The sequence below is a fragment of the Paenibacillus shenyangensis genome (assembly GCF_000346635.1).
Classification (GTDB): Bacteria; Bacillota; Bacilli; order Paenibacillales; family Paenibacillaceae; genus Saccharibacillus; species Saccharibacillus dauci.
Window position 1 is genome coordinate 14,627 of sequence record NZ_AOIG01000010.1, and the last position, 15,219, is coordinate 29,845.

The window sequence follows — 15,219 nt, forward strand, 5'->3', positions numbered from 1 at the left end:
ATACGCTTCGAAGGGAAGGCCGTTATGCGCAAAATGTTATGGGTGTATGCTGTGCTGGTCGTAGCCCTCATCATTTATATCGTACAATATCAGGCACAGGAGACTTCCTCTGCCTGGAATGAGCAGGGAATGAAAGGGAATATTAATGAAAAGTATGTCATGATCACTTTCCAATCCGGTATTGAATACTGGAAAAGCGGACTCAAAGGATTCGAGGATGCAGCCGAAGCGCTGGATGTATCGGTCGATTATCAGGGTTCTACCCGCTATGACGCACGTGAACAGGCGATGATTGTCGAGCAGGCCATTGCCAAAAAGCCTGCCGGCATCGCTATCTCCGCTATTGATTCGCCGCTGCTCGTACAGGCAGTGAACAAGGCGGTCGATGCCGGTATTCCTGTGGTCATGTTTGACGCGGAATCCCCCGGCAGCAAGTCGTATTCCTTTTTGGCGACAGATAACCGCAATGCAGGCGATATTGCTGCCGGACAAATGGCAGAACGCACTGGCGGCACTGGACAGGTCGCGATTATTACGCTCGGCAATCAGCAGAATCACAAAGACCGAAGCGGAGGATTTGAAGAAGCGATTCGGGAGCGGTATCCACAGATGAAGGTTGTAGCCGTCGAGAATGATAACGGTGATGCTGTGCTGGCCGAACAGCTGACGACCAAGCTGCTTACCCAATATCCCAAGCTAAAAGGAATCTTCATCACTGAGGCGACCGGTGCATATGGCGTCGGTTCGGCAGTGGAGCAGCATATGCAGTCCGGTACCGCCAGCAGTTCCAATAAGCCGGTCATTATCAGCTTTGATACCAACAAGGAGACACTGGATATGATTCGCTCCGGAACGATAGAAGCGACGATTGCCCAGGGAACCTGGAATATGGGCTACTGGTCGCTGCAGTATCTGTTTCATCTTCATCATGGATTGACGGTACCTGCCCCCTCACTGAGCGGGATCGTCTCGCCGGTACCGGTGCGGGTGGATACGGGAGTATCCGTAGTGACTCGGGAGAATGTAGAGGATTATTATGCCAAATAAGAACACCGACGGACGTCTGCGAAGCTGGCTGCAGCAAGATTGGCGCCGCTGGCATCCAGAGAATCTGCCACTGCGGGATCAGCTGATTGCGCTGTTCCTGCTGGTGGGTATTTTGCCTGCTATTCTGCTGGGCATTATGGTCAACTGGACGTCTGACCGGATTATTGAACATCAGGTAACCGATAATACGCTGCAGCTGATCAGCAAGGTCAACCAGACGATCGATACGTACATGCAACATATGCAGAGTATTACCTATCTGATCAGCTTTGATACGGATGTGGATTCTTTTATGAATGGCAAGACCGAAGCCCAGACGCTGGCAAAAGATAACAAACAGCCTGCCGGGTCGGGTTCTTCTTCGTCTAATGATAACAGTCGATTGACGTCAAAAGGACAACAAAGGGTATCCGGACAGTCCTCATCCGGCGCTGCAGCCGGTAATGATCTGAGCAGCAGCGAGCTGGCCGGAACGGCTGGCAACGGTACGCTGTCCGGTACATCTATTTATCAGATTCGCCAATTCCTGCAAGGGTTCACGACTGTCTATCCGGAGATTGCCGGGATTCTGATCGTGAATAGCCGGGGAGAATATATCAGTAACGAAATGTATGCCCGTTCACCGGAAAGTCTCACACATGAACAGTGGTACCGACAGGCGGTAGAGCATCAGGGTATATTCACTATTGTGGGGCACCCTGCCGGTCGCAACGCAACCAATCATACCAATTACCGGGATAGTGAAGTGATCTCGGTCGCCCGTTCGCTTAATGATCCGAAAACCGGAGAAGTCCGCGGTGTGGTACTGATCGATCTCAAGCTACGGGTTATCGCCCAGGCTGCCAAAGATGTAACGCTGGGCAAAACCGGCTATCTGATGGTTACCGATTCGCGTGGGCGGCAGATCTATGCACCGGAAGGCCCCTTTGAGCAGACGGTGCCGGCGAAGCTGGCTGCTGCACTCGCAGGGGGGCGGCAGAATGTATTTACCGAGGAGATCCAGGGTCAGCAGCTGCAGTTCGTGTATACCACTTCCAGTTATACGGGATGGAAGACGGTAGGCGTATTCCGGTTTAGCGAATCAGTAGCCGAAGCAAGAACGATACGCTTTTATGTAGTGATCTTCCTGTTCTTTGTCTGTTTGTTCGGACTAACTGCATCCTATGGATTATCCCGCTCCATTTCCCGGCCGATCTACCGTCTGTCTTCATTGATGCAAAAAGCTGAAGCAGGCGATATGACCGCACGTTATATGAGCAGCCGCCGGGATGAAGTGGGCATGCTTGGACGCAGCTTTAACCGGATGATTAATGAAATACGCAATCTGATCCAGCTCAACAAGCAGCAGGAACAGCAGAAGAGAGAAGCGGAGCTGCGCAGTCTGCAGGCGCATATCCGCCCCCATTTTCTATATAATACACTAGATACGATTCAGTGGATGGCCCGCCGCAAAGGCGCAGAAGATATTTCCGGCATGATCGATTCCCTATCCAAGCTGTTTCGGATCGGACTCAGCCGGGGGAGTGATATTATCACATTATCGGAAGAAGAACAGCATGTACGGAGTTATTTGCAGATTCAGGAGACACGTTACCGGGACCGGCTTAATTATCGGCTGGAGGTAGACGAGTCGATCCGCAATGTCTATGTGATCAAGCTGCTGCTTCAGCCACTTGTGGAAAATGCCATCTACCATGGGATCAAAGCGCGGCGTGGTCCCGGAACCATCCGCATCTGGGCAGAGCAGCAGGAAGACAAACTGATTTATACTGTTGAGGATGATGGTGCCGGGATTAGCGAAGAGCGTCTGATCTGGCTGCGCAGACAGCTGGAGCATCCGCTGGAAGTGATCGGGAGTCAGGGACCGGAACCAGCAGGCAGCTATGGCCTGCTGAATATTCAGGCACGGATCCATCTGGCCTATGGCACTCGCTATGGACTGACGATGGATCATCGGAAAGGCGGCGGGACGATCGTACAAGTTACCCAGCCGCTGCTGTGGCAGTTCCCAACATCCTTAATTCGCCAGGGAGATGAAGAATGATGAGTACATTGCTGAATGTAATGATTGCCGATGACGAAACGATTATTCGTGAAGGAATACGTGATGCGGTAGACTGGAGCAGTCTGGGCATGATCGTGGCGGCAGAGGCGGAGGATGGCGAAGAAGCACTGGAGATTGCACTGCGGCAGGATATTGATATTCTGCTCGTGGATATGAATATGCCATTCATGAATGGCATCTCGCTGATGAAGCGGTTGCGGGAGGAACGTCCTGGCTGCCGATTTGTCATTATTACCGGTCACGACGAGTTCAGTTATGCCCAGGAAGCAATTCGGCTAGGAGTTAAGGATTATATCCTCAAGCCGGTTGATCCGGTGCATCTGCAGGAAGTACTGGATCATATCCGTACCGAGCTCAATGGCGATCAGCAGCAGGAGGAATACCTCAAGCTGGCTACCGACCAGATCCAGCGCAATATTCCGCTCTTGCGCGAGCAATTCTGTCTGGAATGGCTGAATGGACGTCTGCGGCAGGAGGAGATACGGCGCCAGCAGGAATTTCTCGGGTTACCGGCAGCTCAGCCAGCGGCACTTACGTTGATACGCTGGTCGGGACAGGCAGAAGGACGTCCGCCGCTCAAAGAACAGGATAAACAGCTGCTGCTGTTTGCGATCGGTAATATTGCTGCCGAGCTATTGTCCCATATTCCACTCGTGATCTGCCGTGAAGATTCCGGCACGATCGTCCTGTTCCTCTGGGAAATACCTGCTGCCCATATGGAAGAACGTATTATCGCGGCTGTTCGTGATCATATCGGTCTGCATGTGCAGGTCTGGACACAGCCGGTTACCAATGAAGAAGAGCTGGAAGATATACAGCTATCAGAGCTGCTGCATGAGACGTATCGCCAGCTTAAGCGTGAATGGAAGGAACATTCCGGTCTGTCTCCACTCGTGCGACGGGCACGCAGCTATATTATGGAGCATTATGCCGATCCAGAGCTGACGCTGGAACAGCTGGCAGATACTTTGCAGGTATCATCTACTTATCTTAGCCGGGTTATGAAAAAGGAGCTGGGACAGTCCTTTATCCATGTGCTGGTGCATGCCCGGATACAGCGGGCTGTACAGCTGCTGGAAGAAAGCGACCGATCGATTCTGGAGGTGGCGGAGGAAGTGGGATATGAATCGCAGCATTACTTCAGTACGGCCTTTAAAAAGGTTATAGGCGTTTCACCTAATCGCTATCGTCGTGACGTTTCATCTGGCTAAATGGAGCGCTGTTACTTGCTGTCTATCTGCGGGTATAGTATAATGGACGAGGTATTATAGCCTATCGCAAGCTGAATCCTACTTGTCGACAGGATCAGTGCCATTCCTTTTAATAATCAAATACATTGGAAATACCGGAGGAGCCTGTCATTACAGGCTCCTCTTTGTCTTTTTTCGGACAAAGGGATGGAAATTACCGGGTAATTCGCAGGTACCTGTTTATGGGTACTATAGGAGGACGGGGTTCTGTAGAAGCTGGTGGTCTATTGCAGCTTCTGCTGTTTTGTCGACAGACAGGAGGAATGTTTGTTTCCGGCAGCTACAAGCCGCGACAGACTGATATATATATTATGGATTTGGGGGTGCTTACAAGAGTGTATTTACTGCATGCTGCTATTTTGGCTCCATTTGTGCTGGCTGCACTGGTACCAGCCATTCGGAAAGGTACCAAAAAGATACATACCGGCTGGATTGTACTTATATTGCCGGTGCTGCTGTTTCTGAATTTCCTGCGGTATCTTCCGGTTGTTCGCAACGATGTAAGCGAGACATTCTCGCTACCGTGGATACCTTCACTTGGTATTAACTTTACGGTCTATCTGGATGGGCTGGGATTGTTATTTGCCCTGCTGATTACAGGGATTGGTGCATTGGTTGTACTGTATTCCATCTATTATCTGAACCCGGAGCAGGAAGCGATTCACCGGTTTTATCTGTATCTGCTTCTGTTTATGGGAGCAATGCTGGGAATTGTGCTATCGGATAATATGATTGTGCTTTATACCTTCTGGGAATTGACGAGTATTTCGTCCTTCCTGTTGATTGCTTTTTGGTATGAACGTGATCGTTCGCGTTACGGGGCGCTCAAGTCGATGCTGATTACGGTGTTCGGTGGTTTTGCGATGCTGGCGGGATTTGTTGTTCTGCATCATATGACCGGTACATGGAGTATTCGCGAGACGATTGCTATGGTCGGAAATGTACAGGGGAATCCACTGTTCTTGCTGGCGATGATTCTGATCCTGCTGGGAGCCTTTACCAAGTCGGCCCAGTTTCCTTTTCATATCTGGCTGCCGGATGCGATGGAAGCCCCGACACCGGTCAGTGCCTATCTGCACTCGGCGACGATGGTGAAGGCAGGAATCTATCTGGTTGCCCGTTTCAGTCCGGTATTTGCCGGTCAGGCAGAATGGTTCTGGATCGTTTCACTGGTCGGTATCATTACGATGTGTTACGGATCGATACTGGCAGTAAAACAGACGGATCTCAAAGCGCTGCTGGCCTACTCGACGATCTCGCAGCTTGGTCTGATCATGTCGCTGTTTGGTGCAGGATCGGCAGCTGTGTATTACGGATATGGCGAAGAGTCGATGATCTATGCGGCAGCGACAATGGCAGCCATATTCCACCTGGTCAACCATGCAACATTCAAGGGCGCACTATTTATGGTTGCCGGAATTGTCGATCATGAGACAGGTACGAGGGATATTCGCCGTCTGGGTGGTCTGATTTCACTGATGCCGATCAGCTTTACCGTTGCCTGTATCAGCGGATTCTCGATGGCTGGAGTGCCTCCTTTTAATGGGTATCTAAGCAAGGAAATGTTCCTGGAAGCAATGGTGGAACTGACCCATCTGCATATCTTCGAACTGGGTACATGGGGCATATTGTTCCCGATTCTTGCTTTCCTCGGAAGTGTATTCACATTTGTGTACAGCATGATTCTGATCTTCAAAACATTCCGTGGACCGCTGCAAAAAGACAAGCTCGGTATAACGCCACATGAAGCACCAGCAGGTATGCTGATTTCTCCGGTAATCCTGGCGGTCTGCGTGGTTGTACTCGGATTGTTCCCAAATGTGCTCTCCTACAGCATTATTGAGCCGGCCATGCGGTCGGTACTGCCTTCGCTGGTAGCACCAGGAGAACATTTTGATGTGCATATCTCGTTCTGGCATGGATTTACCCCGGCATTGTTTATGACGGTGGGTGTTATCGTACTGGGAACTGTACTGTATCTGTTGCTGAATCGCTGGAAAGGCATCTATGCGATATATCCGGACAAGCTGAGCTGGAATTATATGTACGACAGTCTGCTGCGTTATGGAGAGAAAGCTTCTCGCGCGCTGACGGATGCTTATATGAACCGCTCCGCCCGCAATTATCTGGTCTATATTTTTGGATTTATGGTCATTGTGCTCGGTGCGGCGTTATGGCGAGCGGATGTATTATCGCTTATGACGCCCGATACGGCGCCTATTAATATTTACGAGATTGTATTGATAGCTCTGCTGGTTATTTCGGCGGTTGCGGTTCCTTTTGCCCGACAACGACTGATTGCAGTCATTATGACCGGTGCAGTCGGCTATCTGGTTACTTTGTTCTTTGTCCTGTTCCGTGCTCCGGATCTGGCTCTGACACAGATGATTATCGAGACGGTATCGGTTGTGCTGTTCTTGCTCTGCTTTTACCATATGCCGGAACTGCGCCGTGAAGTGAGCAGCCGCAAATACCGTTCGCTGAATATTATAATAGCTGTCAGTGTAGGTGTGGTTGTAACGTTGATCTCGCTCAGTGCAAGCGGCAGCAGTAGCTTTGAGAGTATTGCCGATTACTTTGTCAAAAACAGTCATGATCTGGGCGGCGGCGATAATGTAGTCAATGTTATTCTCGTGGACTTCCGTGGATTTGATACGATGCTGGAAATTACGGTGCTTGGTATTGCTTCGCTGGGAATCTACTCGATGATTCAGCTTCAATTACAGGGCAGGGACGCAGGAGCACGTATTCTATATTTGCACCGCAAAGTAACACTGGCTCCCAAAGTACCGATCGGACGTACACGTAAAGAAACGGCCACAGTCGCCAAAAACATGAAACAGTTCAAGAGCAATGATGTCATTTTGGAGACGAGTACCAAGGTTATTGTATTTATTATCCTGACATTTGCCCTGTATCTGTTCTTTGCCGGACACAACAATCCGGGTGGCGGTTTTGTTGGCGGTCTGATGGCAGCATCGGCACTTGTGCTGCTCGCACTTGCATTTAATGCGGAGACGGTAAGACGGGTACTTCCGCTGGATTATCGTGATATTATGGCAGCCGGGCTGTCTGTGGCTTATCTGACAGCGATAGGTTCATTCGTATTCGGAGCGCCTTTCCTGAGTCATGCTTTTGGTTATTTTGATATTCCATTCCTCGGAAAGACCGAACTTGCCACGGCACTGATTTTTGACCTGGGTGTGTTCCTGACGGTATTGGGTGTCACGATGACAATTATTTTACAGATAGGAGAGGATCGCTGATATGGAAGTATGGATGTCTATCGCTATCGGTATACTATTCGCTGTAGCCGTGTATCTGATTCTATCCCGCAGTCTGCTGCGGATTATTCTAGGCACATCGATTCTGACGCATGGGGTGCATCTGCTGCTGCTGACCATGTCACGGCTAAAGACCGGAGCCCCACCGCTGCTGGGAGAAGAATCCGGTACGTATGTCGATCCGCTGCCCCAGGCTTTAATTCTGACTTCTATTGTTATCAACTTTGGAGTCACTGCTTTTTTCTTTGTACTGGCGTATCGTTCCTACATACGTCTGAAGACAGACGATATGGAGGAGGTGAAGCGCAAAGGTGGCCAATAACCTGTTGATTTTCCCGCTGCTGATTCCGCTGGTAGCGGCGGTAATTCAGATTTTTGCTCGAAATCATGTAGCTGTACAGCGCATCATTGGTGCGATTGCCGTGCTGGCGAATATCGGTATTGCTGTTTGGCTCGTAGCCACGGTGCAGATGCACGGTATTCAGATTCTGCCGATGGGCGGCTGGGCAGCTCCCTATGGAATCGTATTTGTTGCAGATATGTTCGCTGCACTACTTGTACTGACGACTTCGATTCTCGGTGCGGTATGTTTGTTTTATGCGTTTGCCAGCATCGGAGAGGAGCGGGAAAAGTATCATTTCTATCCGTTCTTTCAGTTTTTGCTGGTCGGTGTATACGGATCGTTCCTGACGGGCGATTTGTTCAACCTGTTTGTTTGTTTTGAAGTCATGCTGATTTCTTCGTATGCGCTGATTGTACTGGGAGGTACACGTCTGCAGTTACGGGAGACGCTGAAATATATTTTGATCAATATTATTTCTTCTTCTTTCTTCGTCGCTTCACTGGCTTATCTGTATGGAGCAACCGGTACGCTGAATATGGCGCATCTGTCCCAGCGGGTAGCTGAAGTGGGACAGACCGGCATCCTGAGCGTAATTGCCTTTTTGTTCCTGATTGTATTCAGTCTCAAAGCAGGGATGTTCCTGTTCTTCTGGCTGCCGGGTTCCTATGCGGCACCACCATCGGTCATTACGGCTATTTTCGCCGGATTGCTGACCAAGGTGGGGTTGTATGCGATTTTGCGAACCTTTACCCTGATTTTCTATCATGATACCGGATTCCTCTATACGTTGATCGGCTGGATGGGTATTGCGACGATGATCCTTGGTGTGATCGGTGCGGTAGCTTACCGGGATGTGAACAAGATTCTGGTCTATAATGTCGTGGCTGGTGTAGGACTGATCGGATTTGGTCTGGCAACGGCCAATACGGCAGGGATGGAAGGCGCAATTTTCTATATGCTGCATGATATGATCCTCAAAGCGCTGTTGTTCCTGCTGGCCGGTATTATGATCGGAGCAGCGGGCACATCCAAATTGACACAAATGAGCGGACTGATCAAGCGAATTCCTGCTACAGGCTGGATGCTGTTCGTAGCCGGGCTCGCTCTGGCAGGTGTACCGCCGCTGAGTGGATTCGCCGGCAAACTGCTGATTGTGCAGGGAGGTATGGAGCGCGGATGGTATGCGATGGCCCTGATCAGCCTGGCTGCCAGTCTGCTGATGCTGTACTCGATTATGCGAATCTTCATGCTGGGATTCTGGGGCAAGGACCGTCCGCTGGCCGATGAACGCAAAGAGCTATCCGACGACATTTATCAGGAATGGGCTGCAGAAGAGGGGCATCCCGACCTACTGCCGGATGATCGTGATGAGCTGCTGGATTACCGCTGGTCGTCGTTTCGTCCGAAGTGGCTGGTAGCTTCATCTTCGGTATTGTTCGTACTGGTCATCCTGATTGGACTGGGTTCGGGCTGGGTGTATACGTATGTTGCAGAGGCGGCATCGGTACTGGAGAATCCGGCTGTGTATATTCAGGCTGTGCTGGGAGGCGGTAAATAGATGGCTTTTCAAATTGTACTCAACCTGCTTATCGCCGTCGTCTGGATGTCTCTGCACACCACCTGGGATGCGCTGAATTTTATTATTGGTTATATGATCGGACTGCTGCTTATTTTCGCCATGAAGCGATTTTTCCCGGATGATTTCTATGGTCACAAAGTATGGGCTGTCTGGAAGCTGCTGCTGCTGTTCTTCTGGGAGTTGATTAAATCGAGTGTCGTCGTTCTGCGTCACATTGTCTCTCCGCGGCTGAATATCAATCCGGGTATTCTTACACATCGTACAGATCTGACATCTGATTGGGAACTGACACTGCTATCGACACTGGTCACCCTCACACCGGGTACCATCCTGATTGAGGTATCCCGAGAACAGCAACTGGTGTATATTCATGCGATTGATATTCAGGATGAAGACAAGATGTCGGAAGATATTCGCAATACCTTTGAAAAAGCGATCAAGGAGGTGACGCGGTAATGCTGCAAATATCCCTATTTATCGCGCTGATCCTCCTGTCGCTGGGTGTCGCAGGCTGTATGTACCGTGTCCTGCGTGGTCCATCCATGGCAGACCGAATTACTGCACTGGATACGGTGGGTGTAAATATTATTGCTATTATTGCTGTCCTCTCCATGATGCTGGATACACAGGCTTATCTTGAAGTCATGCTGCTGGTTGGTGTGCTCGCGTTTCTGGGTACGGTTGCTTTTGCCAAATATATTGAGAGAGGGGTGGTGATCGAGCATGAACGAGAAGACCGAGATGATATCGACGATTCAGATGATCGCTGAACCCGTTATTGCGATACTGGTGCTGATTGGCGCTGTTTTGAGCGTGCTTAGTGCCTTTGGTATTATTCGTTTCCCCGATGTATATCTGCGGTCACATGCAGCGACCAAAAGTGCGACGCTAGGCGTTCTATGTGTACTGCTGGGCGGGTTCCTGTTCTTCTGGGTTTTTGATGGATATCCGAGTATGCGGATTCTGCTGGGGATCGTGTTCGTGTTCATCACTGCGCCGGTGGCTGGACATCTGAATGCCCGGGCTGCTTACCGCACGGGCGTACCCCTCTGGAAGCTGGCCAAGGATGAACTGAAGCCGGCGCTCAAGAAAAAAGGGATCGACCGCGAAAAGGCAGAGAAGGAACCGCTGAATTAGAAATAGGTTTCCTTGCACCTCTGAAGAAATGAAAAGCGGCAAACGAATTCTAATAAACACAACAGTATATAAGCATTATCAAGAAAGCATGGCAGTGAAGAGAAGGATTAATTTCTCTGACTGCCATGCTTTTTTTGCTGGTGCGTGTAGTCTTTGATTCGATAATTTCATGATTGAAAGTAGCTAGAATTGATCACCGAAAATAAACGATGTTGGAATAGACGGAAAGGTTCTGCTATAATCCGATTGTTAACCAATAAAATAAAATTAGGTTAACAATAAGAAAGTGAAGGTGACGTATGATCAATCAAATGTCTACTCAATCATGGAATGAACTGGCAGTACAGGCTATACATAAACAACAGATTTCCCGCGAACAGGCGATGCATGTACTGCTTGCCGAGGATGGTGAGCTGTTGCCGCTGCTGCATGCAGCGTATGCAGTACGCCATCATTTCTATGGCAACAAGGTCAAGCTCAATATGATTATCAATGCCAAAAGCGGCTTATGCCCGGAAGACTGCGGCTACTGTTCGCAATCGATTGTCTCTACAGCACCTGTCAGCAAGTACAGCCTGCTGGATAAGGAGACCCTGCTGGCAGGTGCGCGGGAAGCCATGAACCGCCAGGCAGGCACTTATTGTATTGTTGCTTCCGGCAGAGGTCCATCCCGCCGTGAGCTGGATCAGGTGGTCGAAGCTGTGCGGGAAATACGGGAAACAATGCCGCTCAAAATCTGTGCCTGCCTTGGATTGCTGCAGGAAGATCAAGCCCGTCGATTGGCGGAAGCGGGTGTGCATCGTTACAATCATAATCTGAACACAAGCAGTGAGCATTATACCTCTATTACAACCACTCATACGTACGAACAGCGGGTCAACACGATCGAGCAGGTTAAGGGAAGTGGTATGTCTCCATGCTCCGGGGTGATTATCGGAATGGGGGAAAGTGACGAGCAGATTGTCGAAATGGCCTATGCCCTGCATCAACTGGATGCAGACTCGATTCCAGTTAACTTTCTCAATCCGATTCCCGGCACACCGCTTGCTAATCAGCAGCGTACCAATGCCCGCAAAGCACTGAAAGTACTATCGCTGCTGCGGTTCATTTGTCCGGATAAGGAGATTCGTGTCGCTGGCGGTCGTGAGCTGAACCTGCGTACACTCCAGCCTTTGGCATTATATGCGGCCAATTCGATCTTTGTCGGGGATTACCTGACAACACCCGGACAGGAGGCTGCGCTGGATTATCAAATGATTGAAGATCTCGGTTTTGAGATCGAACATAATGCTTTGACATAGCGTGTTTATACGATGCGTCCATATAACACAAGTCCTGCTGTATTTGCTTCATCCACTCCAGAAAGGAATAAGGAACATGGCTCCGGTTAAGCCTGGAGATCTTGAATAGGTAGGTGGAAGGAAAGATCTCCCGGCTTAAAGGTCGCCACGTTTCCTTATTTCCTTTCTTGCGTTCCGTGTGTAGATATGATTATGATGTTGGCAATATGTGCTTGCCTATTGGGCTTGTGGATTGCGATTTAATTTATCGTTCGCGCTTGAAAAATGTTAATAGCCTTTTATCCGCCCATACAGCTGCTTTTTGAAATGGCTGCTTTATGAGAGATAGAAGGCTATGATTAGGAATCCTCATGTGAAGAGTTGACTGTAATAGTATGGACCAGCATTCGCACTACAGGCATTACGATATCATCATAAGCGACGGTAGTGCCGTAGTCGGGCAGGCGGGTCATACTCATTCGCTGGAGTACACCCATCAGGGTCTGGAAAATAAAGAAACCGCTGTGTACCGGGTTCAGGTGGCTGGACAGGGAACCATCGGCGATGCCTTGTTCCAGAATAGACTGCAGAAACCCCTGACGACCTTCGGTATTAATGAACTGCTCGTATTGTTGTTTTAGTTCCGGGCTGGCTGTGCCGGAATCGTAATACAGATCGAACAGCGTAATAAAGCGCAGCTGACGGGGATAGTTTTTGGCATAATCCACCCATCGGTACAGAATAGCCTCCAGCTGCTGTCTGCCTGAACCGGATACTGAGGAATCGGGCAGTATATACTCGGTCATCTGCTGCATGATGCTCATCTGTACTTCGAATACGAGCTCATCCAGTGAACTGAAATGTTTGTAAAAGGTAACCCGGCTGATTCCGGCGAGCTGACACACTTCGCGGATATTCACGTCGGGGAAATTCCGTAGCAAAAATAGTTCCCTGCCGGCGGTAATGATTTCTTCGCGATGCTGATTTTTGACCTGCTGATGCCAGGATTCATTCATGTTCAACGACTCGTTTCCTGAGTGATTTGCGTCGCTGACGGGTCAGTCCGACCGCAGCGAGCAGAATAAAAGCACCCACAATATACGGCAAATGAATCTGCCTGTCAAACAGCGTACCAGCCAGAATCGGGCCGGCAATATTGCCAATGCTGCCATACGTGGTATTCAGCCCCGCGACAAATCCCTGCTGATCGCCTGCCTCATGCGACAGCAGCGTATTTACCGTCGGACGCAGCAGGGCATTAAAAGCAAAAAACAGTGAAGACACAATCAGCAGATAGGCAAAGTTAACCGGAATCAGCATAAGCAGAAGTGCCAGCGCCGTCATGAATAGCGACAGGCGGATTAATCGATACTCGCCGATCCGGCGGATACATTTGTCGAGCAGTCCAACCTGAATAATGATGCCGATCAATGCACCGAGTGTAATCAATACAGCGATCTGCTGAGAAGTAAATCCATATTTCTGTTCTACATACAGTGAGTAGACCGTCTCATAATTGACCAGTCCAAAAGTCATCACGAGAATCAGCAGCAAATAACGGAAATACGGCGTATGAAACGACTGCAGCAGCTCGCGAATCATGGATGGCTGCGAATGTTCCGCAGTCCGGGCCAGCTGTCTTTTGGCGAGACTGAGCGTCTCCGGCAGCAGCAGGGTCAGCAGCGTAGCAGCCAGTCCTAATCCTGCTGCCCAGTAATAGGGCATGCGTATGCCATACTGGGCGATGATTCCGCCGATTCCCGGTCCGAGCACCATACCCAGATTCATCGCTGCACTGATATAGCCCATCCCTTTGGCACGGGTATCGCGAGTGGTCACATCCGCTACATACGCAAGCACAGAAGGTACCATAATGCCAAGCCCGATGCCACCGATAAAACGTGCCAGATACAGAATCGGCAGCTGATGCGACACGGCAAACAGATAATCCGAGATCACGGTGAAAAATAAACCGGCCAAAATCATTTTCTTACGTCCGTACCGGTCGGACCAGCGTCCGCCAATCGGAGAAAATAAAAACTGGGCTACGCCAAAAGCAGCTACCATATAACCGGCAGCCGTACCCGCTGCATCAAACTGCCGCAGATAATCCGGCAAAATCGGAATAACCATTCCCTGACCCAGCAGGGCAATAAACAGATTCAGCATCAAAATGCTGAGGGGGAGCATGGTTTTGAGTGATGCTGACATAGATTCCTCCTGAATCATTAGGTTTACACAAAGTAACTATTTACTATATGTAAACCATTATAGGATTCCAGGGATCTATTTGTAAACGATATTTACCTGACAGGTATAGCGAAAATATACGATTGTAATCAATAAAATAGAGAGTAACTTGTGATAGGATACAAGTTACTACAATTTTTCAAAAAGGAGGTGGAGTAATGAAAGAAGATCGGAAAATAGCAGCTGTCATTCTTGTCGTTGTACCTATCCTTTGTGTTGCTTATCTGATTTTTAATAGTGAGCTGCTGATCCCGCCCGGATATAGCCAGGCATTGGATGGATATGTCATCTCCCGTACGTTAATGATTATATTTGGTTTGTATTTGGTAACTCAGTTGGGCTACTTTATATTGAACATGACCAAAAAGGACTAGTCTGCGACTGGTCCTTTTTGGTATACATATTGGTTCGTACAGATCTTCGTCTGCTCAAGACTTCCTGCTGAATAGCAGTTTATTGATTTTCCTTTTCCGGACCCTCTACCTGCAATCCTCGTTCTTCAAAAATACGTTTGGCTACAAATACAGCGTTCAGCACACGGGGGAATCCGGTGTATGGCACACAGTGCATGATCGCTTCCACAATCTCCAGCGGCGTCAGTCCCACATTGAGCGAAGCGTTAATATGTACGTCCAGCTGAGGTTCACAGCCGCCCTGCGTTGTCAGTGAAGCGAGTGTAATCAGCTGCCGCTGCCGGGCATCCAGCCCCGGACGAGTGTAGATATCGCCAAAGGCAAATTCAATAATATACTTGCCCAGATCCGGTGCAATCGACTGTAGCGACTGAATAACCTGTTCTCCGCCATGTCCATCAATTTCACCGAGGCGTGCCCACCCTTTTTCATAACGTATTGTATCCATTGTTATTTCCTCCTCTAGGTTTGGCATGTACATTGTCCGGGAGTACATACCGTGAATTCTGTCTGTATCGTTGTCTCGATGATCAGCCGACAGGATCAGCTTATCGCTTAGAGCGCGCTCAAA

14 protein-coding genes are annotated in these 15,219 nt (G+C 49.5%); 11 read left to right on the plus strand and 3 right to left on the minus strand.

Translation table 11 applies throughout. The features are described from left to right. Positions 1 to 24: 24 nt before the first annotated feature. The 10 genes from H065_RS0109050 (at position 25) to bioB (ending at position 12,006) form a co-directional block, all read left to right on the plus strand. Positions 25 to 1,047 carry a substrate-binding domain-containing protein gene (locus H065_RS0109050; protein WP_017812727.1) on the plus strand — a complete coding sequence of 341 codons (1,023 nt, stop codon included), beginning with the start codon at positions 25 to 27 and terminating at the stop codon, positions 1,045 to 1,047. Beyond that, a complete protein-coding gene (locus H065_RS0109055; RefSeq protein WP_017812728.1) occupies positions 1,037 to 3,091 on the plus strand; it encodes a cache domain-containing sensor histidine kinase in 2,055 nt (684 codons plus the stop codon). The genes H065_RS0109050 and H065_RS0109055 overlap by 11 nt, the downstream gene beginning before the upstream one ends. Continuing rightward, complete coding sequence (locus H065_RS0109060) at positions 3,088 to 4,323, plus strand: response regulator (protein ID WP_017812729.1); 1,236 nt, start codon at positions 3,088 to 3,090, stop codon at positions 4,321 to 4,323. The genes H065_RS0109055 and H065_RS0109060 overlap by 4 nt, the downstream gene beginning before the upstream one ends. A gap of 374 nt (positions 4,324 to 4,697) precedes the next feature. Continuing rightward, complete coding sequence (locus H065_RS0109065; protein WP_026136124.1) at positions 4,698 to 7,628, plus strand: Na+/H+ antiporter subunit A; 2,931 nt, start codon at positions 4,698 to 4,700, stop codon at positions 7,626 to 7,628. Position 7,629: 1 nt separating this feature from the next. Next, a complete protein-coding gene (locus tag H065_RS0109070) occupies positions 7,630 to 7,968 on the plus strand; it encodes a Na(+)/H(+) antiporter subunit C (RefSeq protein WP_017812731.1) in 339 nt (112 codons plus the stop codon). Continuing rightward, positions 7,958 to 9,547, plus strand: coding sequence for a Na+/H+ antiporter subunit D (locus H065_RS0109075; RefSeq protein ID WP_017812732.1), 1,590 nt, complete (start codon positions 7,958 to 7,960; stop codon positions 9,545 to 9,547). The genes H065_RS0109070 and H065_RS0109075 overlap by 11 nt, the downstream gene beginning before the upstream one ends. After that, positions 9,548 to 10,024, plus strand: a complete 477-nt coding sequence (locus tag H065_RS0109080) for a Na+/H+ antiporter subunit E (protein ID WP_017812733.1) — start codon at positions 9,548 to 9,550, stop codon at positions 10,022 to 10,024. Continuing rightward, the gene (locus tag H065_RS0109085) at positions 10,024 to 10,338 is read left to right on the plus strand and encodes a Na(+)/H(+) antiporter subunit F1 (protein WP_017812734.1); all 315 of its coding nucleotides are present in this window, start codon (positions 10,024 to 10,026) and stop codon (positions 10,336 to 10,338) included. The genes H065_RS0109080 and H065_RS0109085 overlap by 1 nt, the downstream gene beginning before the upstream one ends. Beyond that, positions 10,292 to 10,705 (plus strand): monovalent cation/H(+) antiporter subunit G, encoded by a 414-nt coding sequence (gene mnhG, locus H065_RS0109090; RefSeq protein WP_026136125.1) that lies wholly within the window; start codon positions 10,292 to 10,294, stop codon positions 10,703 to 10,705. The genes H065_RS0109085 and mnhG overlap by 47 nt, the downstream gene beginning before the upstream one ends. Before the next feature lie 299 nt (positions 10,706 to 11,004). Beyond that, entirely contained in the window at positions 11,005 to 12,006 is a 1,002-nt protein-coding gene (gene bioB / locus H065_RS0109095; RefSeq protein ID WP_017812736.1) for a biotin synthase BioB, read from the plus strand. A 338-nt stretch (positions 12,007 to 12,344) separates the two neighbouring features. Here bioB and H065_RS0109100 read toward each other — a convergent pair whose 3' ends face one another. Both H065_RS0109100 and H065_RS0109105 read right to left on the minus strand, forming a co-directional pair. Further along, positions 12,345 to 13,001, minus strand: coding sequence for a TetR/AcrR family transcriptional regulator (locus H065_RS0109100; protein WP_017812737.1), 657 nt, complete (start codon positions 12,999 to 13,001; stop codon positions 12,345 to 12,347). Continuing rightward, complete coding sequence (locus H065_RS0109105) at positions 12,994 to 14,196, minus strand: MFS transporter (RefSeq protein ID WP_017812738.1); 1,203 nt, start codon at positions 14,194 to 14,196, stop codon at positions 12,994 to 12,996. The genes H065_RS0109100 and H065_RS0109105 overlap by 8 nt, the downstream gene beginning before the upstream one ends. A gap of 197 nt (positions 14,197 to 14,393) precedes the next feature. Here H065_RS0109105 and H065_RS0109110 point away from each other — a divergent pair, with 197 nt between their 5' ends. Then, complete coding sequence (locus H065_RS0109110) at positions 14,394 to 14,609, plus strand: hypothetical protein (protein WP_017812739.1); 216 nt, start codon at positions 14,394 to 14,396, stop codon at positions 14,607 to 14,609. A gap of 79 nt (positions 14,610 to 14,688) precedes the next feature. Here H065_RS0109110 and H065_RS0109115 read toward each other — a convergent pair whose 3' ends face one another. Next, entirely contained in the window at positions 14,689 to 15,096 is a 408-nt protein-coding gene (locus H065_RS0109115; RefSeq protein ID WP_017812740.1) for a carboxymuconolactone decarboxylase family protein, read from the minus strand. Positions 15,097 to 15,219 lie beyond the last annotated feature (123 nt).